Source organism: Albidovulum denitrificans (assembly GCF_002973535.1).
GTDB classification, from domain to species: domain Bacteria; phylum Pseudomonadota; class Alphaproteobacteria; order Rhodobacterales; family Rhodobacteraceae; genus Albidovulum; species Albidovulum denitrificans.
The window spans coordinates 29,605-53,534 of the sequence record NZ_PVEP01000009.1 but is presented as its reverse complement, the minus strand read 5'-3'; the positions used below and the strand labels follow the sequence as shown (position 1 = coordinate 53,534).

The 23,930-nt window shown below is 59.8% G+C and carries 19 protein-coding genes; 7 read left to right on the top strand and 12 right to left on the bottom strand.

Annotated features, from left to right (window positions below):
* The first annotated feature begins 1 nt into the window (after window position 1).
* Window positions 2-664 (top strand): HhH-GDP family DNA glycosylase, encoded by a 663-nt coding sequence (locus tag LX70_RS16655; RefSeq protein ID WP_211301746.1) that lies wholly within the window; start codon window positions 2-4, stop codon window positions 662-664.
* A gap of 29 nt (window positions 665-693) precedes the next feature.
* Here the strand turns inward: LX70_RS16655 and LX70_RS16650 are convergent, their stop codons facing one another.
* From LX70_RS16650 to LX70_RS16620, 7 genes are all read right to left on the bottom strand, one after another.
* Window positions 694-3,774 (bottom strand): type III restriction-modification system endonuclease, encoded by a 3,081-nt coding sequence (locus LX70_RS16650; RefSeq protein ID WP_105515938.1) that lies wholly within the window; start codon window positions 3,772-3,774, stop codon window positions 694-696.
* 61 nt (window positions 3,775-3,835) lie between these two features.
* Complete coding sequence (locus LX70_RS16645; protein ID WP_105515937.1) at window positions 3,836-5,491, bottom strand: RNA-binding domain-containing protein; 1,656 nt, start codon at window positions 5,489-5,491, stop codon at window positions 3,836-3,838.
* Entirely contained in the window at window positions 5,491-7,371 is a 1,881-nt protein-coding gene (locus LX70_RS16640) for a site-specific DNA-methyltransferase (RefSeq protein WP_211301745.1), read from the bottom strand. The genes LX70_RS16645 and LX70_RS16640 overlap by 1 nt, the downstream gene beginning before the upstream one ends.
* Complete coding sequence (locus tag LX70_RS16635; RefSeq protein ID WP_105515936.1) at window positions 7,368-8,030, bottom strand: DUF4391 domain-containing protein; 663 nt, start codon at window positions 8,028-8,030, stop codon at window positions 7,368-7,370. The genes LX70_RS16640 and LX70_RS16635 overlap by 4 nt, the downstream gene beginning before the upstream one ends.
* Complete coding sequence (locus tag LX70_RS16630; RefSeq protein WP_105515935.1) at window positions 8,027-11,287, bottom strand: helicase-related protein; 3,261 nt, start codon at window positions 11,285-11,287, stop codon at window positions 8,027-8,029. The genes LX70_RS16635 and LX70_RS16630 overlap by 4 nt, the downstream gene beginning before the upstream one ends.
* 267 nt (window positions 11,288-11,554) lie before the next feature.
* Complete coding sequence (locus LX70_RS16625) at window positions 11,555-12,604, bottom strand: Fic family protein (protein ID WP_105516005.1); 1,050 nt, start codon at window positions 12,602-12,604, stop codon at window positions 11,555-11,557.
* A 147-nt stretch (window positions 12,605-12,751) separates the two neighbouring features.
* Complete coding sequence (locus tag LX70_RS16620; protein WP_105515934.1) at window positions 12,752-12,952, bottom strand: hypothetical protein; 201 nt, start codon at window positions 12,950-12,952, stop codon at window positions 12,752-12,754.
* 275 nt (window positions 12,953-13,227) lie between these two features.
* On the opposite strand from LX70_RS16620, the gene LX70_RS16615 reads away from it, so the two are divergent.
* Window positions 13,228-13,590: a bactofilin family protein gene (locus LX70_RS16615; RefSeq protein ID WP_105515933.1), complete on the top strand. Its 363-nt coding sequence runs from the start codon at window positions 13,228-13,230 to the stop codon at window positions 13,588-13,590.
* Window positions 13,591-13,596: 6 nt separating this feature from the next.
* Here the strand turns inward: LX70_RS16615 and LX70_RS16610 are convergent, their stop codons facing one another.
* Together LX70_RS16610 and LX70_RS20530 are read right to left on the bottom strand one after the other, a co-directional pair.
* Window positions 13,597-13,857: a WGR domain-containing protein gene (locus LX70_RS16610; RefSeq protein ID WP_105515932.1), complete on the bottom strand. Its 261-nt coding sequence runs from the start codon at window positions 13,855-13,857 to the stop codon at window positions 13,597-13,599.
* A gap of 98 nt (window positions 13,858-13,955) precedes the next feature.
* Window positions 13,956-14,165: a hypothetical protein gene (locus LX70_RS20530; protein ID WP_136906011.1), complete on the bottom strand. Its 210-nt coding sequence runs from the start codon at window positions 14,163-14,165 to the stop codon at window positions 13,956-13,958.
* 124 nt (window positions 14,166-14,289) lie between these two features.
* On the opposite strand from LX70_RS20530, the gene LX70_RS16605 reads away from it, so the two are divergent.
* Entirely contained in the window at window positions 14,290-14,715 is a 426-nt protein-coding gene (locus tag LX70_RS16605) for a hypothetical protein (protein ID WP_105515931.1), read from the top strand.
* Between the two features lie 39 nt (window positions 14,716-14,754).
* Here LX70_RS16605 and LX70_RS16600 read toward each other — a convergent pair whose 3' ends face one another.
* On the bottom strand, window positions 14,755-15,429 hold the full coding sequence (locus LX70_RS16600; RefSeq protein WP_146111636.1) for a hypothetical protein: 675 nt from the start codon (window positions 15,427-15,429) through the stop codon (window positions 14,755-14,757).
* Entirely contained in the window at window positions 15,426-16,190 is a 765-nt protein-coding gene (locus LX70_RS16595) for a ParA family protein (protein ID WP_170076239.1), read from the bottom strand. Before LX70_RS16595 ends, LX70_RS16600 begins: the two co-directional genes overlap by 4 nt.
* A 944-nt stretch (window positions 16,191-17,134) precedes the next feature.
* Between LX70_RS16595 and LX70_RS16590 the strand changes: the two genes are divergently transcribed.
* The 3 genes from LX70_RS16590 to LX70_RS16580 are packed head-to-tail and all read left to right on the top strand — an operon-like array spanning window position 17,135 to window position 21,427.
* Window positions 17,135-17,698 carry a plasmid mobilization protein gene (locus LX70_RS16590; RefSeq protein ID WP_146111635.1) on the top strand — a complete coding sequence of 188 codons (564 nt, stop codon included), beginning with the start codon at window positions 17,135-17,137 and terminating at the stop codon, window positions 17,696-17,698.
* Window positions 17,695-19,572 carry a relaxase/mobilization nuclease domain-containing protein gene (locus LX70_RS16585; RefSeq protein WP_105515927.1) on the top strand — a complete coding sequence of 626 codons (1,878 nt, stop codon included), beginning with the start codon at window positions 17,695-17,697 and terminating at the stop codon, window positions 19,570-19,572. The genes LX70_RS16590 and LX70_RS16585 overlap by 4 nt, the downstream gene beginning before the upstream one ends.
* A gap of 10 nt (window positions 19,573-19,582) precedes the next feature.
* A complete protein-coding gene (locus LX70_RS16580; RefSeq protein ID WP_105515926.1) occupies window positions 19,583-21,427 on the top strand; it encodes a type IV secretory system conjugative DNA transfer family protein in 1,845 nt (614 codons plus the stop codon).
* A gap of 85 nt (window positions 21,428-21,512) precedes the next feature.
* On the opposite strand, the gene LX70_RS16575 is transcribed toward LX70_RS16580, so the two are convergent.
* A complete protein-coding gene (locus LX70_RS16575) occupies window positions 21,513-22,373 on the bottom strand; it encodes a GntR family transcriptional regulator (protein ID WP_146111634.1) in 861 nt (286 codons plus the stop codon).
* A 211-nt stretch (window positions 22,374-22,584) separates the two neighbouring features.
* Here LX70_RS16575 and LX70_RS16570 point away from each other — a divergent pair, with 211 nt between their 5' ends.
* A complete protein-coding gene (locus LX70_RS16570) occupies window positions 22,585-23,859 on the top strand; it encodes an ABC transporter substrate-binding protein (protein WP_105515924.1) in 1,275 nt (424 codons plus the stop codon).
* Window positions 23,860-23,930 lie beyond the last annotated feature (71 nt).

Below are 23,930 nucleotides of genomic sequence, written 5' to 3'. Positions count from 1 at the left end.
AGTGGCGCAAAGCCTGAACAATTCAGACGCTCTGCATGCCGCCCGGCGCGTTGCCGACCATGCTGTTCGGACCGGTGTTCTGGGATCGCACGTCTCTTGCAGACCCGTCTACCAGCACATAGGCGCGGTACTTGCTGACTCGGTCCTACAAGCTGGGCTGAACTACGCGAAAGTTGTGAAGCCCCGCATTGCCACTATTCTTAGAACCTTCCCGCACGCCACAACCATGAACATCTTGATTGGGGTGATCGAGCAAGAGGGAAGCCCAAAGTTCCTACAATGGGAGCATCGGGAGAAGGTGTCACGCTTTGACAATCTGGTCGGCTTCATGGCCGAGGCGGAAATTGACAGCACATCCGAGTTGAGCAGAGCGCTACGGGACAAGAGCTTTCGGATGGATATCCGGCAAGTTAGAGGTGTCGGCCCAAAAACCGTTGATTACATGGCCTGCCTGGTGGGTGTGGATTGCATCGCTGTAGATCGCCACATCCGGGGCTTTGCTGAGCTCGCGGGATTGGAGGACGACAGCTACGATTATCTCCGCGAAGTGTTTGGTTTTGCGGCGGACTTGTTATCCATCTCTCGACGTGAATTCGATGCGAGTATCTGGCGCTATCAGTCAGAACAAACCGCTCGACAACTATCACTTGAGTTCATGCAGTAGCACTTGGTGTCTTCGCATGCATACCCGTCTCAAGCCACTTCTCTGACTAAAGCTATCAAGTCAGCGTAGCTGGTGACGACACCATATTTCACACGATCCTCGTTAATCCTCCGGCCGATTTCATCAAAGAACTTCCGTGCACACTTGATCTTGGTCTGCTCCAACTCCCGCATTTTCATCGACGGTTGATCAGACTTGGTTTCAGCCACAAAGTAGAGGTGCCTCACGCCCCCTTCACGGAAAGCAATCGCCCAGTCTGGGTTGTAATCGCCAACCGGTGTGGGGATGAGGAAGCCCCGGGGCAGCTTGGAATAGACGACCACCTCGGTGCTGGTGTCGAGATCACGGACGAAGTCTCGCTCAACCTTTGAGTCAACGATCGCAAAGTCGTAAACGTGGTTCTTGAGCTTGTCGGTCGCCTTCTTGAAGTCATTGCCTGTCTCGCCAGCGGTGAACAGTTCTGCATCATATCTGTCTTCCGTGGCGTCGTAGGTCAGCCGCTCAATGACTGCAATGGCCTTTTGTTCTTGGATCAGGTGCGAGGCATCGGCGATGAACTGCTCAGGATTTTTTGCGAACTCCCCAAACTTGGCGGCCTGAATGCCGGTTAGGATGTCACCCACGGTTTTGCGGGTCAGGTCTGTGTTTTCGGCGATCGCCCCGATGACATCATAGGACACCTGAGAATGGGCGCTCTTGCCGGTCTCGGTCCGAACCTTGCCTTGGACGAAGGCCTCACCCGCGCGCAGGCGGTCATCTGTCACAGCGTCTTCCAACGCCCCTTCGGTCACCAGATACTGCAGTGGCGTCACCCTCAGGTCGCGCTCCAGCCGGTCGATGCAGCTTCGGACCAATGCGGCGCTTTCAAATTCGACCTGGTAGACGGCCTTGCGGTTGATCCGGCGCCAGAGTTCTTGAAACTCTTTCCGGTGGAAATTGTCGTTCAGGGGGTTCTTTTTCGGTTTGCGCCCGTCGCTGAACATATCTTCTACCGCGCGCCCGTTAAACACCGTGTCGATCAGGGCCAACACAGCCTCACGATGCGGTTCCAGCTCTTCAGGTAGGACATCGATTGCATCGGCCTTGCGGGCTTCGTGATAGACCGCAGTGATGTGGCCATCCTCATCCACAAAGTCGTTTTTGATCAGGAAACGTTCCAGCTTCTTAGCCAGAGCCTTGTCAAGCACCAGCTCTTGATCCTCCGTCTTCAGCGACTTGCCGGCGAAATATTCGGCGTCCGCCTGCCTTGGACGGGTCGAAAGGTTCTCGACGATCTCTTTCTGCAGGGCAGCGACAAAGCCCTTGTAGCTCTCGGACGCCACCACCGTCAGAACGTTGATATCGTGTACCGTCACAGGGTGGTCCATCCGTTCGCCATTCCGGTTCACGGCGATGCGCAACCCGCGCCCCACCTCTTGGCGGCGGGAAATTGTGCTCTGGCTTTCATTGTGCTTGAGCATGCACATCACGAAGACATTGGGGTTGTCCCAGCCTTCGCGCAGGGCGGAGTGCGAAAAGATGAACCGCGTGGGTTCCTCAAACGACAACAGCAGCTCTTTGTGTTTCAGGATCAGGTCGTAGTCGCTAGGCTCAGTGGATTGGCCTGCCATCTCACCCCGTGCCGCAGCCTTGGGGTCGGTCATCCGTCCCTTCTTGTCGATCGAAAAGTAGCCGCGATGGGTTTTTCCCACCTCGATCGCGTCGAGGTATTTTCGGTATTCAACGTTCTCCAGCGGCAACTCGCCCAGCAGCGCCTCGACCGCCTGCGCATATTCCTCTTCGAACATCCGGGCATACTCGCCTTGTTCATCGGGCGCATCGTAATCGCGATACTTCACCACCTCGTCGATGAAGAACAGCGACAGTACCTTGACCCCACGCGCGAACAGCACTTGCTCCCGCTCCAGATGCGCCGAAATCGTCTCGCGGATCTGTATTCGGCGGATATCCTTCTCGGTCACATCGCCCGAGGCCTCGCCCGCACGCAGGACGTCGCCATTCGTGAAATGCACCGTGTCATCGCGGGCATCGATGTTGGCCACCACGAAGCCGCGATATACCTCCAGCCCCTTGGACAGATCGAAAAGGTTGCGTCCCTGTTCCAGCTTGCGGGTCATGCGTTTGATCCCGCTGTCCATCTTCACTTCCAGGTCGACAAAGGCCACGGGGGCGGCTGATGTCACATCGACCCTGTGCAGGAAAAGATAGGGGTTCGTCCCGCTCAGCCCCTTGGTTTCCACCCCCCGCACGCGGATTTTCTTGACCAGTTTCTGGTTAAACGCATCCACCGCGTCCAGGCGATGCACTTTGTGATGCACGGTCTTGTGCGTCGCCGAATAGCGCAGGATGAACAGCGGGTTGAACTTGGGTAGGCTTTCCTGTGTCGCGGGCCCTTCCATCTTTTGCGGCTCGTCCAAGATCAGGATCGGGCGGTTTTTGGCGATCACGTCGATCGGGCGTCGGGACTGGAAATCGTCCAGCTCATCGTAAATCCGCCGGTTATCCGCCCCAGTGGCCGCAAAGGCCTGGACGTTGATCACCATCACATTGATGCCCGCGTCCGAGGAAAAGCTTTCCAGCTCATGCAGCCGCTTGGAGTTGTACACAAACGCTCGCAGCTTTTTCCCGTATTCTTGCTGGAAATGCTCAGCCGTCATCTGGATCGACTTGGCCACGCCTTCGCGGATGGCGACGCTAGGCACCATGATGATGAACTTCGACCAGCCATACCGCTTGTGCAGCTCGAACATGGTGCGCAGGTAGACATAGGTCTTGCCCGTGCCCGTCTCCATCTCGACGTCCAAGTTCACCCGCGCGCCGGGGTTATAGCTGCGCGGCTTGGCTTTTCCCTTGTCGTCCACGTAGGAGGTCAGGCCTTCGGACAGCGGTAGCAGCGCGCGGCGTTGCACCTTGTGGATATTGCCAAGCAGATCCAGGCTCTGCAGCAGCTCCGCATTGCCGAAGCCTGCGATCTCCATCCGCGCCTGGGGGCCGGTGCCGGGGTCGATGGTATAGCGCAGCACATCTTGCCTGGGCTGGCCGTCGAAGCAATCGACCACAGCATCGACCGCCTGCGCCTGATAGGGTTGCGACTTGAACTTGATCTTCATGGCTGTCGCTTTCTTAAATCGAGCGCTTCTTGCGTAGTTTCTTTCGTACGATGTTCCCGTTTCATTCGCTCAGCTTCCAGGCCGGGGCAGGCTTCGAACCGGCGTTGAGAATTACACCCTTCCGCCGCAAGCCGCTGAGAAGATTGCCAATTTTGTTGGCTTTCTGAGCCTCATCCAAGGCATCGCTCAACTTGTCCCACAACAGGTCATCGACGTCCTTTCGTGAGGCGGTGCCGAACTCTCTTAAATACTGCACCAGCATGTCGGCATAGTGCTGGTCATCGAACGCCCTGGTTTTGATGTAGGCCGCCTTCTTGCCCGAGGCTGCAGCGACGGTCGATGACACCCGATACCGCGGCTTGCGCCCTTCGATCAGTCCCTTGCGCTTTAACACCCGGACCGCCTCGTCCGGCACCTCTAGCCCCTTTTGCACCCGGTCCAGGGCCAGCACATCTGCCAGCTTCAGACCGCCATGCTCCATCAGCACGCGAGTGTAGGCCGGATCGACCACCCCGCCATACAGGGTCATCACGACCGCATCCCCTGCCACTTCATAGTCCGGCATCGGGAGGTAGCGCCTGCGCTGCATCTCATACATGCGCTGGATGCCGTAACCCATCTGATCGATCATGTTCAGCTCGACCATGGCCTGCACCAGGTAGGGGTTCCGATAGCCCCTCGGTGTCTTGTCGCCGCGCACGTAATCTTCGGGCGCACCTTCGTAGAAATGCCCCGCGTTCTCGAAGACCAAGCGATCCGGCCGCTCGGTCACGATGATCCGCTGGTTCTGGCGGTAATCCTGATGGGCGATGCAGTTGTGCAGCGCTTCCAGCACCACCTTCTGATCGTATTTTGACACTTCATGCGGCAACAGCTCGTCATCGGGCAGCAGCCGCAGCTGGATGTTGCGGATGCGTTGATACAGCTGCGAGGTCGACAGCAGGAACGGTGGCCCGAAATGTTCATAGGCCGTTTCCTGCCCGACCAGCTTCCATGTGATCTGGGCGGGGTGTGGAGACAGCAGATACGCGCTCTCCGCACGGCCCAATAGCAGAAGCGCGGTGCGCGTCACCTGTCCACGCTGAGTGACCTTGGCCCGATCCAGAAGGGTCGCCACCGGCCAGCCGCGAACCTCCTCTGCGTCGATCCTGTTCTGATGTTTCAGCGCAAAGTCACGACGCGCGCGCTCCACCGCCTGCGGGTCCAGATCGTCCAGCGTGGCCCCGTCCACGACCTGTGCGCTCCAATCGCTATCCAGCGTCTGTGCGCGAATTTCGTCCTGCTTGGCCAGTCCCAATGGAGAGAGACTTTCACCTGCGCGGGCGAAGTAATGGCCTTGCCATGCAATCGGAATACCACGCGGGGCAGGTGGGATTTCCATCAACACCACGCGGTGACCGTCCACTGTGATCTCGTAGATATTTCGGAACGTCGTCGTGGGGTCCGCCCCTTCGGCGATCTGCTGCTTCAAGCTTTGTAGATGCTCCGGCGCGACACGATAATCCGACCCTACGACTGTCCTGCTTTTGTTTCTCACCCCGAACACAAGCCACCCTGCATCAGCACCCTTCAGGTTGGCTTCGTTGGACAAGGCAGAGAAATACTTCCCGATATCGGACGTGGGATAGGAATTAGACGCCTCCTTGAACTCGACCACCTCGTTTTCCCAGGTGGCGATCAGGTCTGTCAGTTTCTGGCGCAACGCGGCTGGGTCCATCAGATCGCCTTGACGTCGGTGTCGGGCGAAAGGGATTTGAAGATCTGCTTCACGTTGATCTTGGTCGCGTCATCCTTGAAGCCCGTGTCCTTAAACACCACGCGCAGGGGTTTGCGGGTGGCGAGTGTTTTGACCAACGCCTCGTCCACGCCGTTGTCGAAACAGGCGATTAGGGCGGTGCCCGCGACGGTGAAGACGGTCTTGCCCTCCACTGTCTCCCGCGAGATCGGCAGGGTCAGGTCAACGCCCCAGTCGAGCAGCACCTGGAACAGCAGGTCTTCGGCCGTGCGGCCCTGTTTGATGTTGTCTACGCGCAACAGCAGGTCAGCCTGCGTTGTGGCGTCGGGGGTGTAGTAGACATCTGCCATGTTCGAGCTGTCGATTTTCAGCACGCGAAAACCCACATCGCGGTTCCAGTCGGGGTGACACTCCCCTTCGAGGATTTTCGTCCCTGCGCGGCGAATGCGTTCTTTGGTAACGTCACAGATGTTGGTGAAACCAAGCTTCCCGGCAGACGAATCCGCCTTGATGCTCTCTGGTAATTGCACAGAAATGAACTTCCTGTTCACGCCGTCTAGAGCACTGAGACGCATCACGGCGTGTGAAGTTGTGCCGGAGCCTGCAAAATAATCTAGAACTAGATCGTTATCTTCATCCGCAACCTGCTCAACAAGTCTCTCTATCAGAGCTACTGGTTTCGGAAACGGAAACACATCAGCATCGAAAAGTTCGCGGACATCTTTTGTGCCATCAGCCGTAAAAACGTCATCAATGACTGATCTAAATGAAATGAGCTCCGATACCATGTCGGATCGGAATTTCTTCTCTCGCGGACGCCCATCATCCTTAGAAGGAAAGATTATGCAACCTTCTTCGATCAACTGCTTCATTCTGTCTTTGGAATAGCGCCATCCTGAACCTGGGCTGGCTGGAAAAGCTCTGCCCGTTTCTGGTTCGATCAGATCATAATGAAGATTTGGTCGTTGTGCTTCCGTTGCTAACCCAAGAATACTTCTGCTCATCCACGGGCCGCGAGGATCGTTGTCTGGATTCCTGAACTTGGATTCGTCGCGTTTCACTCCACGAAGAGATGTTTCGCCAGACTTCGAATAAGCTAGAATATACTCATGATCCGTAGATACATTTGACTTTGAGCGAGCATCTGTGAACTGTCTGGCTTTCCAGACAAATTGTGCGATAAAGCTAGATGCACCAAAGATCTCATCAGAAATTATGCGTAGATTATGGATCTCTATGTCATCGCAACTCATTAGGATGATCCCACCCTCAACCAGCAAGTTTTTGGATGCTCTAAGCCGTGCATACATCATCGACAACCAATCCGAGTGAAACCGCCCATTCGATAGCGTATTCGCTACCAGCCGATTTCCTGCTTCATCTATCTGATTTGATTTGGCCAAAAACTCTGTTGTGTTTTCGGCAAAGTCATCGTCATAAACAAAGTCATTCCCCGTGTTATAGGGCGGGTCGATATAGATCATCTTGACTTGGCCCAAATACGTTTCTTGCAGCAGTTTCAGCGCTTCAAGGTTATCGCCTTCGATGAAGAGGTTTCCGGTGGTGTCAAACTCAACCGAGTCCGCCCGCACGGGCCGCAGGGTCTTCGCAATCGGCGCATTGGCCGTGATCAGCGCCTGCCGCTTGCCTGGCCAGTCCAGATGATACCGCTCTTGCGGTCCATCCACGATGCTATCCGACAGTTCCTGCCGCAGCTGGTCGAAATCGATCATCCGGCGCAGTGTGCCGTCTGGCCCCTTGGCCTCGGTCACGCAACCGGGGAACAGGGCTGCGATGCGGTCCACATTCTGCGCCGTCAGGTCGGGGCTGTGCATCTTCAGTTTCTCGATGTCGTCGGTCATCCCGCGCCCCCGTTTTTCAAGTACTCGAATTCTGCCTGTGCCTTGGCCAGTTGGCCGTGCAGGGTCAGTTTGATGTTGAACTGTGTCTCGCGCTGCATCTTGGTTTGCAGGGCGTTGATTTCTTTCTCTTTTGCCCTGATTGCGGCTGCGCGTGCAAGGCGGGTTTCCACATCCTCGCCCGCCTGAGCCGTCACGGGGATGAAGGGGGCCAGCATACCGTCGTAAAGCGCCCTCATGTTCACCGCGACAGGCAAGGGCGCGCGGCTGGTGGTAAGGGGCGCGCGCAAGGGTTCGTGGATCACCCATTTGCCGGCCTCGGCCTCCGACGGGCGTTTGTAGGCGGCGGCTGGCTCCACCTGCGCGCCGTGGTAGATCTCGAAGATCAGCGGAAAGGGAATGGCCCTGTCGATCGCGCGCAGGACATCGTCATGGATGCTGTCGCCCTTGGGCGTCAGGTGGATGACTTGAATTTCCGGTACGGCCTTGGTCGCGGGCAGGTTCAGGGTTTCGGGGGCAAGTTTGTGTGCCCAAAGGATCTGTTCCACCTCGCGCGTGAAACGGTCGCGCAGGGCGGTGCTGGCGCCAGCTCCGTCATAGATGCGGGTCTTGGGGATGACGCGCTTGAGTGCCGTCTGAGGCGGGTAGTGGTACAGTGTCATGGGTCGCGGACCACGATGAAGGCGATAAGCTCGAAATCCTGCAGCCCCGCGATGGTCTGTGTCAGCGCCGTGGTGTGCCCGCCCGAGAACAGGCTGTCGAGGTCGCGCTCCTCCTTCACCTCGATCATCGAGCGGATGGCGTCGTTCAGCAGGGTTGAATATGTGTCCATCCTGCGCCCGTCCTGCGTCTCCGCGTTGAAGGCGGAGCAGAGGTCGCGGATGGGCTGCGTGACCCCCTTGCACCCAGAGCGCACCAGATCGAGCAGGCGTTTGACCTGAGTCTGGTCGGCGATGATCTGGCCGTTCTGGCTGATGTAGATCAGGTAATAGGGGTGCAGGCGGTTCATCTGGTTGATGTTCACGCTGTCATGGATGTTGCGGAGCGCAAAGATGACGCCCGCGTGCAGGCCGCGTGCCGGGTCGGACGGGATGACGGTGTGCAGGCCGTGGGGCATGCGCGGCAGGTCTTCATGGGTTTTCAAGTAATTGAGGAGGTCCATCCGGAAATCGTTGAGGCCAAGGTCGGTGATGGAAATGCCGGTCTTGACGTCTTCAAGTTCGATGACATCGTTCTGGAGGCGCTGAAGCTGATCCTTGCGATAGGCCACGTCGCTGCTCTTGGCGGTCAGAACGTTATCCTCGCCGGTGCCCGCCATATCGACGATGTGCATGCGGTTTTCGACCCGCTCCTTGAGGTTGATGTATTCATCAAGGCTGATGTCGGGCCAGTAGTTGGACAGCTGGATCTGGGTGTTGGGCGAGCCGATCCGGTCGATCCGGCCAAAGCGCTGGACGATGCGGACGGGGTTCCAGTGAATGTCGTAGTTGATCAGGTAGTCACAGTCCTGGAGGTTCTGGCCTTCGGATATGCAGTCGGTCCCGATCAAGATGTCCAGCACGGCGGGATCATCCGGCATGATCTTGTCCTTCTCCTTGGCGCGGGGAGAAAAGAGGGTCAGGACGGACTGGAAGTCGTAAAATTTCTTGAGTGTCGTCTTGGGGTTGCCGGAGCCGGTGACGATACCGGTGTGGACGTTCTGCGCTTTTGCGAAATGCGGGGCGAGTTGGTCGAAGAGGTAGTTCGCAGTGTCTGCATAGGCAGTGAAGACGATTACCTTTCGGTTGCCGGGGTTCAGCGGGCTGGCCATCTTGCCCGCGATTTCTGCGATCAAATGCTGCAGTTTCGCATCGTCGCCAGGGGTGACGCGTTCCATCTCGCCGATCAGGCCGTCGATGATGATCTTGTCGACCGACAGTTCCTGCTTCCAGGCCGTGATGTCCATGTCGGCGAGGTCAATCTTGATCTTCTTGCCGACAGAGAAATCAGCGAAATCCTCGTCCTCATCCGCGATGGCCTCGAGGTCGATATCCAGATCTTCGACCGTCGCCGCCCCGCCCGAGGCTTCGAACCGCGCAATCGCATCGAGTGTGCGCCCGATGTTCCCGGACAAGGCACCGAGTGTCATCCGGAAGGCATGGACAGAGCTTTCCAGCCGCTTGAGCAGGTTGGTGGTCATCAGTGCCTGAAGGCTTTTCTCACGGTCCGCCTGTTTCAGCGTGCCCTTGCCGCCCTCGGTCTTGGTGTCGTAGAGGTCTTCATACTTCTTCAACCGACTGGGCTGGATGTAATTGACCGGCGCATAGACGGCCATTTTCAGATCATTTAGCCGCGAAAAGATCTCGTTGAAGCCTATGACATCTGGCCGCTGGGTGATCGGTAGATGGTGTGACAGGGGCTTTAGTCGAGCCGGGAATTTCCCGATATCGGCTGTGTCATAGAAGGTTTCGATATGCTTGCGCGAGCGCGCGATTGTGACCGCATCGAGGAGCTCGAAGAAGTCGAAATCCAATGATCGCAGGATTGCCGCTGGGGTACGTTTTTCGGGCGGTAGGTTGGACCATGCGTTGAACGCGGTCTGCGCACGACGGAAGATTTCCTCAACACTCGTCTTGGTCTTGAGGTTCTTGCTCAGTGCGTCAGAGTGCCCCTCATACGCAAGGGCCAGCTGGTTGCGCAGATCGGTGAACCGATTGTTTACGGGGGTGGCCGAGAGCATCAGGACCTTGGTTTTCACCCCAGCCTTGATGACCTTGTTCATCAGGCGCTGATACCGGGTCTCGCGGTCCTTGTAGACGTCATTGTTTCGGAAGTTGTGGGATTCATCGATTACCACAAGATCGTAGTTTCCCCAGTTCACCCGGTCCAGGCGCATGCCGAAGGACTCGCCGGATGTGCGCGACAGGTCGGTGTGGCACAACACGTCGTAGCGGAAGCGATCCTTGGCAAAGATGTTGGTTGTCAGATTGGCGTTATAGTTGCGCCAGTTGTCCGCCAGCTTTTTGGGACAAAGAACCAGCACATCCTTGTTGCGCAACTCATAGTATTTGATCACCGCCAAGGCTGTGAACGTCTTCCCCAAGCCAACCGAATCCGCAAGGATGCAGCCGTTGTAGGTCTCAAGCTTGTTGATCACCCCGACGGCAGCGTCACGCTGGTAATTGAAGAGCTTTTGCCAGACGAGACTTTCAAGATAACCCGTTTTGTCCTTGGGCAGGACATCCTCGTCGATCTCGCTCAGGAAATCACTGAACAGGTTATAGAGGATCAGGAAGTACACACGTTCGGCTGGATTTTCCTGATAGACAGACTCGATATGCTCCAGCACCTCTGCCGTCACATCGCGGAGCTTCTCCTGATCGTGCCAGATCTGATCGAAAAGATTCAGGTAGGTCTGCGCAAACTGCGGTTCATCCATCACCTGTGTGTAACTGGAAACCGCGTCTCCACGCTGATACCCAAGATCAACAGCGGTGAAGCCCGACAGGGGCATATAGGCTGTCTCGGTTCCTGACTTTTGAATATGGGCGAATTGCTGCATGGGCGCGGCGGTCGCGTTCGATTTGAACCGCGCTTTTTTACGGATCCACTCGGCACACTCACGTGCGACGGCGCGCTGGGTCATCTTGTTGCGGAGCTGGATCTCGAATTCACTACCGGATAGAGCCCCTTCCGGACGCGCAAGTGGAATAAAAAACTCGCGTCGTTCTTTCTTGATGCGATCGACCGCGCCGTTTGGGACGAAGGTCGGCGAGGTAAAGATGAACTCGAATTCTTTCAGCCTGCCCAGCTCAGATTTCAGGGCATCAAAGGCATAAATTGAAAAACACGCAGCCGCGATACGGCACTTCGAAGCCCCTGCTAGCTCTCGCTTCATGTCATCGCCCAAAAGGGTCGTGGTGTTATCGACAATCCGCAAGAGTTCCCCCTATGATGCAAGGCCAGAGCCTCAACACCCTACTGTGACATCCGCGATGTGCAACGCCTTCAAGGGAACCGGCCGAGGCTGTGTGGAAACTCGGGGCCATCGTCACTCTCGTCGAAATCGCTTCCGCAAAACGACCAGAAACCCGTACAGCGCGACGAGAGAGTGCAGTTATCTCCAGTTTTCGGCTAGAATGGCCCAACGGTCGGAGTTTTCACACGGCCTCGGCCCATAGCGCTGTTATGCATTACATAATCAGAATTATCGGAGTGAATACCAGGCCCCCCTCCCGGCCCCGTTCAGGCTTAGGTGGCCATCCGCGACAAGTGTGCGGAAGTGCTGCTTCAGCGTGTTGCGATTCTGGCCGGTCAGGCGCTCGGCGTCGCCGATTGTCAGGCGACCATGATCGCGCACGAGGTCGAGAAGCTGCGCGGAAACTTCCGGCAGGCTGCCCATCAACAGCCGTTCACGCTCAACTTTCGCGCGCAATCGAAGCATCTGGCGCTGTAGTGCAGACAGGAAGAAGCCGAGCCAGGGACCCCAGTCCGGAGTGTCGGACCTGATCGTCCCCTGGGTCTGCCGAAGTGCCAGGTAATAGGCCTCTTTGCTTTGCTCGATCACGCTTTCGAGGGATGAGTACGGGACATAGGCATAGCCTGAGCGCAAAAGCAGCAAGGTGGTCAGGATCCGGCTGAGACGGCCGTTGCCGTCCTGGAACGGATGGATTTCGAGAAATACCACGACGAAGATTCCGATCAGTAGAAGCGGATGCAGATCATGGTCCTGGGTGGCGGCGTTGTACCAGTCGATCAGTTCAGCAATGCGGCCCGGCGTGTCAAAGGGGCTGGCGGTCTCAAACACCACGCCAAGTTGCCGCCCTGCCTCGTCGAAAGCTGCGATCGAGTTTGGCGCGGTCTTCCAGGCCCCCCTATGTCGCTGGTCTTTGCTGCTGTGCCGCAGGAGGTCCCGGTGTAACTGGCGGATATGGTTCTCGGTCACATCGATGTCGCGCCACGAGGCGAAGACTGTGTCCATGACCTGAGCGTAGCCAGCGACCTCCTCTTCGTCCCGGGTCGAGAAGGTCTGGATGTCGAGATTGGAGAGCAGACGCTGAACCTCCTGATCGGAGAGCCGGCTTCCCTCGATGCGTGTCGAAGAGCCGATGCTCTCGATGGTGGCGACACGGCGTAAGGCGGACAGACGCTCGGGGGCGAGACTTCCGAGTGCGCGCCATGCGCCTTTGAACTCGTCGATCTCGGCGATGATCGAGAGAAAGGTCGGGGTGATGCGGAGCGTATGGGTCTGGATCATATCCAATCTCATACCCAATAACACCCATTTCCTGCAACCCAATTTGGAACCCAATTACACCCATTAGCAGTCGGACCAACAGTCACGCATGGGATCTGGACAGCTGAGACGACAACGTCGCGGGCCAGTGGGTTCGACCCGAACGTATCAGGCCATGTCTCCGTTGCCGAATCCGGCAACGCGGGCAAGATGAGCCCGCGCTCTGGTTGTTATGGCCTCTCCCCTGCCGATGGGTTCCCAGGCATCAAAGGGAAAAGCGAGGCGCCGCTGCATCTCGCCTTCGACATGCTCATGCCTGAAGTTGAAGGCGATACCGGTCAAGCTATCACGCTCTTCGTGTTTCATCATGACGACCTCCGCCGGAAGTTCACCGGAATACCCTAGCCGTTCATTGTCATCGTTCCAACAGTGGACCACACCAACCAACCGTCTGAAGGTCTCGGATGAGCGATAGACGCAGAATCTATAGCTCACGAGGGACGACGGCGACAACCCTGGTCGGACGTGTTGTGCAGCGCCGACGGCTACTGCACTTCTTCGCTGATCACAGCGCCGCGCGTTGCCCTTTCGTTTCGCTTCTGGTCCAGTTGTGCGGCACAAAGTTGAGCTGAGGCGGCACCAAGATGAAGACCCCAAATGGCGACCTCGACCGTTGGCCGGATCCGGTCGGCGCAAACGCCCGCCGCAGCGTTTTCGCGCAGGACCTTGTCGTCGAAGGCGATGCCACCTCCAGTGGACCGATCGAGGTCCAGGGCAACGTCGTTGGCTCACTGCGGGCGCCGGAGATCACCGTGGCTGGTTCAGGCCGTGTCGAAGGTTCCGTCCTCGCCCACGACCTCGTCGTGCTTGGGTCGGTTTCCGGCACGGTCTCAGCGCGAAACGTTCAGCTCGCTCCGAGTGCGGTCGTGCAGGCCGACGTCACCCATGAGCGGATCGCCATCGAGGCCGGTGCCGAGTTGGAAGGCACGCTTCAGCGCAAGGCCTGACAGATCTCACACCATAAGGTCTGGCGGCAGCATTTGGGCGGCAGGCAGATAACCCCGCCGCATCTTCTGTCGAAGGGTTTGGGACGCGGCCCTCTCCGCTTCTTCCACGGTGGCGCACGTCTCGAGTTTTGTCCGTCCGTTCGTTCCGATCCGGCCCCAGGTCCGCACGACGGAGACGTCTCCGAACAGCGTCGCCGCAACATCGATGCAATAGAACCGCGCCATGTTGGCCTCCGGGTCGATGCGGTGCAGATGTGCCAGAGCCATGGCGATCCTCCCCCCCCAAGAGACTCCGCCTTGCCGCTCTCCAAGTCCAATTGCATTTCTGAATCGATCCGGGCGCTCCGATTCAGAAAGCTGATGGGTCATGGTGACGGATCGCCCGGTGTTTCCTCGACAACCTCGACCCAGAGGACGCCACGCAAGGTTTCTTCCGGGACCAGCCACACGGTCCTGAACCGGCCATTCACGGTGCGGTGCCGTTCTGCAACGAGTTCCCGGTCTCCGCGGTCGATCCGCCACAGGCGACGATCGATGGTCGGGCTTTTGGAGCTGCTTCTAGCGACCTCTTCCATACCGGCCTCCTGTCATCCGCTGACGGCTAGCGGTCATGGACATGAACTCCGTCAGAACATATCTAACGACATCAGAAGTGGTGCTTTGCTGTCGCCACGCGAACCACGAAAGGCTCTCCTGTCGATGCATGTTCTGTCCCCCGTTCTGGCTGTTTCCACGTTTGCGGCGATGACTGTTCCCGTCCACGCGCTCGACGCCTGGACGATAGGTGTCGAACGTGGCCTGCCGATCTTCGCGCTCACCAGCGAGGCGGGCGAGGTGCGACTTGTCTGCGATCCGGATCGCGTTTTCGGACCAACGCCCAACGGCGCTCTCGTGGTTCGCTTTCTCAAAGACGCCGCACCGGACATGGTCGTCGTTCTCGCAAAGTCGGGCGAACAAGCACGCCTGCCGGTCAAGAACGGCATCTCTGCCCAAGCGACGGCTGACGCCGCGGACTGGGCGAAGATGGTCGCGACCTTCCGCACCGGCGGTGAATTCGCCCTGGTCACGAGCGCCGACAGCCTGACCTTCGAGACAGCGCCGCTGCCCGATCTTGCCTGCGAGTAACCGCAGGCAGCTCATCGATTTTTGTTGCATGGGTGAGGTCTACCTGACGCGTCGCGCCTCGATGAGCCGCGACGCGATAGCGGCGAGGAAGGCACCAACGATCGTGGCTCGTGGCTCGATTTGCCAGGGGTCACCAAGGGCTGCATGCATGGCCCGGATTGCTGAGCCTTGCGCGTAGACGGTCATCGCTTCACCGACCGCCATGTCATTTGCCGCCATGTCGAAGATTCGCCTCGCCTCATCGACATGCGGCGCAAGATCATCTTCCGCCAAGAGCCGCCGCAGTTCGGCGCGGGCTTCCTTGGCAAAGGCGCGCAGCATGTAGGCTGGGGTCACGTCGCCCGCGCCAGGGATCTGCTCAAGCTGCTTCTCGGTTGCCAGCGGCAGCCGAAAGAGGACCACCAACTTCTCTTTCCGGGGCTTCGCTAACCCGCTGCCCGCAAACTCGGCCGGGGAAGCAGAGGACTGCGGCTGATGACGCTCCCCTTCCCTCTTCCCGGCAAACTCCGGCTCGGCAAAGTGCACCGTCGGCATGCTTGAAAGTTGGGTCCCGACGCTCTCGTCAGTCCCGCCCTTCTCCGGTGCGCGCCGTTCGGCAAGAATGCGCGATTGTACCTCGCGCGACGATCGCAGACGTGCGGCGGAGTTCTGCAGGCCCGGTTCTTCCGCCGCCGGGGAGGGTGCGACACGTGCAGGAAGACGGAAACGGCTCATGCAGGGATCACCTCGTCGATCCCGGTCAGGACAAGTTCCGCAACTTCAAGCTGGCGTGTGATGGCATCTGCCAACAGGCGACCGCCGGGTGCTTTGGCGTTGGCGCGGGCCGCTGGCCCAAGGGGACCGTGGTAACCCAGTTGTTCGAGGATCCTCGAATGCGGGATGATCACGTCGAGATGATCGAGACGCAGGATCTCTTGCAGCACGTCCTGGTCGCGCTTTGGCAGTTGCGCCATTCCCCCTTCCCGGGTTGCGGCGTCGATGATCTTCGGCCCCGCGTCCATTACGAGGACCCGGACCGCCGGGAACCGCTCGCCATCGGCAATCGAGGCGCGGAGGTCGTCCATCCAGAGGACGGCGCGATGGGTCATTTCCCATTCGGCGTAGACGGGGCGGGCTGGGATCAGCACCAGATCGGAGATCAGGCAGAAGTCCTCAGTGTCGGTATGGGTGCCCGGTCGCGTGTCGATCACGACGAGATCGACGCCGCGCGCTTCCTCAGCTTCGAGGAGCGACAGAAGCCCTTCCACGCTCTCGGGCGGTGAAAGGATCGCGAGACTCTCCGGCCAGTCGGGCTTTTGCGCGCCCTCCCAGGCGGCCAGTTCGAAACTGTCACGCCAGCGGCCGAGTTGGGCATTCACGTCGCCATCGATCAGGGTGACTCGGCGCCCGAGATTAAGTGCTGCAGATGCGAGAAGCATAGCGGTCGTCGTCTTGCCCGAGCCGCCCTTGGTCTGCACGATGGTAATGACTTGCAAGAAGTTACGCCTCCACAAACGGTACTCACTGCCCTTCGCACCGACGTCCGGCGTTCTTTCATGACGCTACGGAAGGCAATGCACTGCAGACAGGCCAAGACGGAGCGAAGCCTTTGAAAGGGCGTCGCTATTCCTGACGGCTACTGGCGCGGAACTATCCATAAGGTTGTACAAGCGTCAACAATATGTTTCTTAAGGTTGTGTATCGCCATAGTTAAACCTCCTTGGTTCCTCAACATTTGGCGCCCCGCATATGGTTCGTCCCAGTCCATCGCTGTCCATTCTTAAGGTAGTATAACTCCCCGCTGGCATTCCGGCCCGTGTGACGGTTTGCATGTCTGCATGCCTGCATTGGTGACAGACTACATACCTGCCTTATGAGCCTGTTCGCATGAGTGGGAGGGCCGGGCATCAATGGGCCGTTGTGGATGCCTACCTGAACTGCGGCACGGCTGCATGCCGACCATTCGGCAAGTTTGCCTGTCGACCTGTTGACCGGTTCGACGGGCGCAACTCTGATGCTGTACTGCTCGGCCGCGAGACTTCTTGCGCAGGACGCTTCTTAATCGGTCGACCCAGGCACCGCACGTGCCGGCACCTCCGCACGCCGCCTTTCCTTCCCGGGAAACGCTTCCTTCCGATCGTCGGGCCTTTCCCGGCAGTCCCTCATGGAGGGACCGCACACGTCAGCAAAGCCCAAGCTTTCTAGGCGCTCGACCCGTTTGGTCTCGCGTCAAACGGAGGCCTGATGGCCGGGGCGCAGGGATGCAGTCGGCGAACCAGCCGCCGACCCCTGACGCCATATTGAGTCCTCACCGGCTGTCCGGTTTCCGCACGCGGGCTCCTCTTCGGAGGAGCGGAAACCGGCCGGTGAGGACGGTTGGCAGGAACGGTGGTGTGTGGTACGTGATGCGCAACGACTGCAAAACATATGTAATGATGCAATGCCACGTTCGCGCCTGACCTCTGCCGAGACTGCTGCCATCACGGCGCGGCTACTTGCTGGCGAGAGCGTCGCGGCCGTGGCGAGGTCGATGGGCCGTTCCCGCCAGGCGCTGTCACGGATCAAGGGCAACCTTGACCGGAAGGAGGTGCGGCGGCTTTCGGTGAAGCTGAACATCCGCATCACGGAAGACGAGCATGCAGCCTTTCAGGCGGTTGCCGAGGCCAGCGGGCTGACGGTTTCCGAGGCAGTCAGGCATCTGGTCAGACAGGCAACCGATCGTCTGGCCATCCAGGCAGACGAGCTGGAGGCCATCGCTGCAGCCAGGCGGGAGTTGTCGGCAGTCGGCAACAACCTCAACCAGATCGCCCGTCTGGGGGCGGTTGGGCGTCTGACCTGGAATGCCCGCGATGCCGCCCTGGTGCGGAAGGTCGGGGTGCGGGTCGATGACCTTGTTGAAGAGGTGGTCCACCTGCTCTCAGCACTGAGGGCCAAGCAAGGACTTGGTGATCAATCCTCTCCTTACGTTCTGGCCACTGACGCTTCTGCCGAGGTGCCGAAATGACCCGGTCGCCTTCCGTTGAGGATCTGGTTCTCGGTCATGTTCTCGATGATCGGCATCGTGGGCGGGGCGGCGGCGACGGCTCATCCTCCCGTCTAGGCACGCGCAAGGAACGTCAGACCCGGGCGCTTTTGCGCAACGCGGGTGGACCACGCGGCTGGCAGTCGGTCGTCAAACGCATCGCAGGCGGCAGTGCCCGTACCTCGCAGGAGCTGAAGCGCCTTCTTGACTATGTGGCCCGGGAAGAGGGGGTACAGAGCACTTGGTGCAATCTGGCGGGCTATGAGCGTGATTTCGATCCTGCCCGAACGGAGCGGACGGCGGACATCTGGTCTTCGACCTGGACCGGCGCGCCGCGCCGGGGACATGCCGATCACATCGTTCTGAGTTTCCCGCGCGGGGTGGACGCCGAGCGCGCCGAAGTTATCGCGCGGGAATGGGGACAAGCCGTGTTCGGGTCCGGTGAGTATGGGGATGTCTGGCGCTATGTCGCTGCCCTGCACAAGGACACCGACCATCTGCATGCGCATTTCGTGGTCGACAAGCATGGCATCGAGGAAGGCCGGTTCCTATCAATCTGTCGGCATACCGCACTGAACTTCGATGTGATGCGCGAGCTTCACGCCGAGATCAGTCAATCGCATGGGCTGAACATCCTCGCCTCTTCGCGCCTTTCCCGCGGCATCATCGAGAACCCGCCGCGCCAGTCCGAATTACGCGCATCGCGAGACGGTGGGAAGGCTGCACCCCCTCCCCCGCCGCCGCTGTCCGACGGGGAGCGGAGCCGACGGCTTGCCGCGATGCAGGGCTTTGCCCGTGAGTACGAAACCTTGGGTGACCTTGCTGGTCTTGCCGCTGCAACCGGCGCCGAGGCGGGCACCTCTTCCTACCTTTCCCGGCTGGCCCGGGCGCTTGGCGCCTCTGCCGCCGCTCTCAGACAAGGAGTTCCCCTGATGCCCGATCACTCGCTTCATGCCGAAGGCGACCCCGCTACACGGATTGAAGCTGCGCGCAGCGAGATGATCGCTTCCGCCACCGAGGCTTGGGAGGCAATTCGTGCCATGGAACCCTCAGCCGAGCGGGTTGACCTTGAACGGAGCTTTGCCGAACAGGCGCGCGCCTCCCTGCAACTCGCGCCCGACAGCATCCTCTTGGCAGAGCATGCGCAACTCGCCGATCGGAACACCGATCCCTACCACAACCCGACCCTCGCCTCGCTTGCGCGGATGCAGCAGGGTCAGACCGAGGGCGTTTCTCTTGATGAAGGTCTACGCGCGTCTCTAGCCCATGTTCGCGACGAGATCGGCGAGCGGCTGACGGCGCTGTTCTCGATCCGGGAAGATGAGCTTCGCATAGCGGGCACGTCTGTCGAGGAAATGGTCGCTCGCTTCAGTTTGGCCGAGCGTAGCGAAGGCCAGCGGGCGAGTTGGATCACCGAACAGCCGAACACGATGCAAAAGGTGTTCTGGATGGAAACGGAGCGCGCGCTCGGGCAGGAGGTTCGGGCAGAAGTCGCCGCTTTCAACCTAACGCCGGAGTTGACCGAGGCCGTAGCGCGCGACCAGTTGCTGACCGCCGATCGCCATATGAGGCTCTCCGAGGTGCCCGCGCTGGAAGCCATCGTTGATCGCCTGCACGACACCCTGAAACCCGAGGATCTCGACCGTGTCCGGTCCGGCGATCTCGCACCGCTCAACGAGCAGGTCCGAGATCCAGCGCTTCGGGCCGCCGTCGCGCATGAACTGAAGAACGAAGGCGACCTCCATCAGTCGAGCGAGGTCGGACCCTGGGCGGACCTGGCACGGGCGCAGCATCGCGCCGCCGAACTGGGACAGCGCGATCGCGCCGTCGAGCGCGACACCGGCCACGAACTCTGAGGATAGACCCATGCTCTCGAATCTCGACACCGCCTGGCGATATCCGCTGGCGCTGCTCCTTGGCCTGCTGACCGGTCTCTACATCGGATGCATGCTGGCCACGATCTATGTGATGACTGCCTTCCGGGAGAGCCTCGACACCCTGAGCCCCATGGGCCCCTGGTTCCTGCGCTACGCCTGGGCCGACCTCGCCGCCCGGCCGTCGGTCCTGCAGGGCGCATTGATCATCACCGGTGCTGTGACGGTCGCCCTTACGCTCGTCGGATTAGCCGGCGTACATCGCGGGCGGCTGAACCAGTATGACGACTCACATTTCCAGTCGCGCCGCGAGTTGAAGCGCAACCACATGGTCGGAACCCTCGATCAGAACGGTTTCATCTTCGGCAAGCTCGGCCTCCCGAAATCTGACGCGCCCTTCGTGATGGCGCCGCCCGACCGCTTCCCCCATGCGATGATGATCGCGCCTACCGGCCGCGGGAAAGGCGTTGGCTTCGTCATCCCGAACCTCCTCCACTTCTCAGGCTCGGCGATCATCCTCGACGTAAAGGGCGAGAACTTCGCGAAGACCTCCATCCACCGCAAGCATGGGCTCAAAAACAGCATCTGGTATTTCTCGCCCTTCGATGAGGACCGTGGCTCGCATCGGTTCAACCCGCTCGCCCGGATCGCCGCTCTGCCCTCCGCCGAGCGTCAGTACACTGCGCTGAACTCGATGGCTGACCTCTTCCTCATTCCGGAAGGCGAAAGCGCACAAAGCTTCTTCAATACGGGCAAGCGGCTCTTCATCGCGTCTTGCCTCTATGCAATCGAACAGCGCCGCCCGACCTTGGGTTTTGCTGGCGAGATCATGGCCGGGGGTGGCGACAAGAAGAAGAGCTACACGGCCATTGCCGAGACCACGAACATCCCGATCGTCTCCCGTACCTTCCTCGAGATGGCTGACGTCCCGGAAAAGACCCTCGGGGCCTATGTGTCCGTCATCCAGGGATCCGGGCTCGAGCTTTGGAATGACCCCGCAGTGGACCGGGTGACCTCAGCCAGCGACTTCGACTTCTCGACCTTCCGCCGCGATCCCCAAAGCCTCTATATCGTTGTTCAGCCAGAGCACCTGAAAACTCTGGCCCCTCTCGTCCGCCTCCTCTTCGCGGATGCCATCGCCTCTCTCCAGCGCCGTGAGCCGGGACCAGACGAACCCCACGCTGTCATGTTCCTGATGGATGAATTCGACCAGCTCGGACGTCAGCCTCTCGTGCTCTCTTCCATCAAGACCATCCGCAGCTTCGGCGGCCGGTTCTTCATCATCTCCCAGACCATTCCCGGCCTCGATGACATCTATGGCGAGACTGGGCGCCGCTCCCTGCAGGGAGGTGCCGGCGTGCAGATCTACATGACGCCGCAGGATGACCGGACCGCCGAGGTCCTGTCGAATGCCTTGGGGCGCTCTACCATCACCGCCGTGACTGAAAGCCAGTCGCGGGTTCGAGCCTTGGAGGACAGCGCCAATGTCAGCAGGCGGTCCGAGGAGCGGCCGTTGATTTCGGCGAACGAGGTGCTGCGGTTTCCACTGGATGAGGTGTTGGTTCTGCCAGAAGGGCAGTATCCAATCCGGGCGCGGCACATCCGGTACTACGAGGATCGGCACTTCGGGCCGATTGATCGGGCGCGGAAAGGGAAAGCGTTGCCGACAATACAAGGGGGCGGGGCGGATAGCAGGCTAGCGCCTGTCGGGAAGCTGTCAGGGTTGAGTGCGTCCGCTGGACCTGCGGGTGCCGAGGTCTTCGGAGAAGCGGCACGGGTGTTTCGGGAAATTGCGAAGAGCGCCAAGCGCACACGGAAATTGCCGGCTCGGGTCTAAGCGGAGCTTGGCCGCTGAACCTCACCGCATGCTCCTACGGGCAAATACGGCCCAAAGCGGACAATGACGCTTCGCAGTCATGCCTTCAAAGCGTTGGACTCGCCCAGTCGGTGAAAACACTCTTCACCGGGCCTGTATCATCGCGCAGAGATTCGAACGCAACGCGGTCGGGGTGGTTCCAGGAAATCAAGAATTCGGCCGGTTGACCGTCGCGGTCATAGACAGTCGAGCGCATGGCAAGGGCGCCTACTCCCGGGGCAAGGCCAAGAAGGTCTGCCTCGATCTCCGGCGCAGCGGCAACGCTGACGTGGAAGTCCGAAGTTGCGAAGGTCATGCCAAAGCGTTCGCGCAAAAGGGCATAAAGCGATGGCACAGCGAAAACATCGGCGGCGACAAGCCCGGGGATGCGATGTTGCGGCAGGTAGCTGGTTTCGACGCAGAAGGGCACGGCGTCCGAAAGGCGAAGCCGCTTGATCACGATGACCGCGGCGCCCTCGTCAAGCTGCAGCCGGCGCGCGATATTGGCATCGGCCTGCGCCTGTTCGAAGAACAGCAGGCGCGCGCCGGGCTTGTGACCGGCCTGTCCCACCACTTCCGAGATCGCCGTCGAGACCCGCTTGGACAAGGGTCGCACGACGGCGGGTTCCGGCAGGAAGGTGCCTGCCGTGCCGCGCCGTTCCAGATGCCCCGCGTCGACAAGCTGGTTCAGCGCCTTGCGCACGGTCATGCGCGAGATCCCGAATCGCTCAGCCAGTTCCCGCTCGGACGGGATACGGTCGCCGTGCGACATGCCGGTTTCCAGCATGAGATTTCGCAAAAGCAGATGGACTCGGGTCAAGGCCGAGCCGGGGCGCTGATCCTGACTGATGAAGGTAGGGATGGGCATTTGGTATACACCGACAGCAGGGCGAGCGTTGAAAATGCCCCGATTTTCCGGGGGCGGCACGGGTTGTCAGCTAAAATGACTATACCAACGCGCTTCGCGAGGCAACAGAAAAGCCAGTCAATGTCGCGAAACGCTGCAATGCAGCACGAAGAATCGCAGGTTCCAGCAAGAAAATCGTTGCCTTGGTCCACTTGGTATGGATACCAATATACCAATGCTAACCAAACCGGGCAAACTGGTATAGTCCGGTCAACCAACAAGGGAGAGTTCGATGAAGCACCTTCTCGCCGTGACCGCACTGGCGACCGGAATCCTGGCATCGCTGCCGGGGCTGGCCCAGGACAAGACCGTGGTCAGTTTCCTGCACAAGTTCCCCGAGCCTGAGAACATGGCCTACTTCGACGCCGCAGTGGCCGAGTTCGAAGCGGCCAACCCCACCATCGACATCGTAATGGAGGCGGTGGCGGACGAGCCCTACAAGGACAAGATCCGCGTCCTGATGGCCTCGGACCAGGTGCCGGACATCTACTTCTCCTGGTCGGGCGAGTTCGGCCGCAAGTTCGCCCGCGAGGGCCGCACGCTGGACCTGACCGAGGCGCTGAAGGGCCCGGAATGGCAGGGCCGCTTCGCCGCCGCCTCGCTGGAGCCCTTCCAGTTCGAGGGCAAACAGTTCGGCATCCCGGTGAACGTCGACAGCAAATACATGATCTACAACAAGGCGATCTTCGAAAAGCACGGCCTTTCCGTGCCGACCACCTTCGCCGAATTCATCGCGCTGAACGACGCGCTTCTGGCGGCAGGGGAAGTGCCGATCGCCTATGGCAACCAGGCGCCCTGGGCGGCCACCCACTACATCGGCGACCTCTTCGCCAAGATGGTCCCCGACGAGGTGCGCCAGGCCGACTACCAGCTTCTGGCCCCGGCCGACCAGCTTTACACCCACCCCGGCTATGTCGAGGCGCTGGCGCTGTACAAGTCCTTCGGCGACAAGGGCTATTTCAACAGCGGCGCCAATGCGATCTCGCACCAGCAGGCGCGCGGCGCCTTCATCGCCGGCCGCTCGGCCATGGTCTACCTGGAGCTGGTCGAGTTCTACATGCTGGCCGACACGCCGGTGGCCGAGCAGGGCTGGGGCTTCTTCCCGCTGCCGCCGATGGAGGGTGCCGCGGGCCGCAACGATCTTCTGACGGGCGCGCCGGACGGGTTCCTGATCTCCGCCAAGACGGAGCACCCTGAAGAGGCGCTGGCATTCCTGAACTTCCTCACCTCGCCTGAACAGGCGGCCAAGTATGTCTCGACGACCGGCATGACCTCGGCCGTGATCGGCTCGGTGACGGAAGAGACCACCACCCCGGAAACGCTGGCCGGGCTGAAGGCGCTGGAAGATGCCGCCGGGATGGCGCTGTGGCTGGATACCGACATGGACACCGCCTCGGCCAACGTGATCCTGGCCGCGGGGCAGGGCCTTCTGTCGGGTGATGAGACGCCGGAAGCCGTGATGGAAAAGGTGCGCGCCGCCGCCAAGGAAACGCTGGCCCAGCGATAAGCTCCCGCGCTGGACCAACGTCGGGCGGCCAGTAGGTCGCCCGGCCCAGTTCCCCCTCTCTCACAGGACTG

Excerpts from the sequence above, each read along its gene's own strand:
- LX70_RS16650 (WP_105515938.1), bottom strand. The coding sequence starts at position 3,774 with ATGAAGATCAAGTTCAAGTCGCAACCCTATCAGGCGCAGGCGGTCGAT.
- LX70_RS16585 (WP_105515927.1), top strand. The coding sequence starts at position 17,695 with ATGACCCGGTCGCCTTCCGTTGAGGATCTGGTTCTCGGTCATGTTCTC.
- LX70_RS16610 (WP_105515932.1), bottom strand. The coding sequence starts at position 13,857 with ATGGCTCTGGCACATCTGCACCGCATCGACCCGGAGGCCAACATGGCG.
- LX70_RS16605 (WP_105515931.1), top strand. The coding sequence starts at position 14,290 with ATGCATGTTCTGTCCCCCGTTCTGGCTGTTTCCACGTTTGCGGCGATG.
- LX70_RS16615 (WP_105515933.1), top strand. The coding sequence starts at position 13,228 with ATGAAGACCCCAAATGGCGACCTCGACCGTTGGCCGGATCCGGTCGGC.
- LX70_RS16640 (WP_211301745.1), bottom strand. The coding sequence starts at position 7,371 with ATGACCGACGACATCGAGAAACTGAAGATGCACAGCCCCGACCTGACG.
- LX70_RS16590 (WP_146111635.1), top strand. The coding sequence starts at position 17,135 with ATGCCACGTTCGCGCCTGACCTCTGCCGAGACTGCTGCCATCACGGCG.
- LX70_RS16635 (WP_105515936.1), bottom strand. The coding sequence starts at position 8,030 with ATGACACTGTACCACTACCCGCCTCAGACGGCACTCAAGCGCGTCATC.
- LX70_RS16600 (WP_146111636.1), bottom strand. The coding sequence starts at position 15,429 with ATGAGCCGTTTCCGTCTTCCTGCACGTGTCGCACCCTCCCCGGCGGCG.
- LX70_RS16625 (WP_105516005.1), bottom strand. The coding sequence starts at position 12,604 with ATGATCCAGACCCATACGCTCCGCATCACCCCGACCTTTCTCTCGATC.
- LX70_RS16620 (WP_105515934.1), bottom strand. The coding sequence starts at position 12,952 with ATGATGAAACACGAAGAGCGTGATAGCTTGACCGGTATCGCCTTCAAC.
- LX70_RS16570 (WP_105515924.1), top strand. The coding sequence starts at position 22,585 with ATGAAGCACCTTCTCGCCGTGACCGCACTGGCGACCGGAATCCTGGCA.
- LX70_RS16580 (WP_105515926.1), top strand. The coding sequence starts at position 19,583 with ATGCTCTCGAATCTCGACACCGCCTGGCGATATCCGCTGGCGCTGCTC.
- LX70_RS16645 (WP_105515937.1), bottom strand. The coding sequence starts at position 5,491 with ATGGACCCAGCCGCGTTGCGCCAGAAACTGACAGACCTGATCGCCACC.
- LX70_RS20530 (WP_136906011.1), bottom strand. The coding sequence starts at position 14,165 with ATGGAAGAGGTCGCTAGAAGCAGCTCCAAAAGCCCGACCATCGATCGT.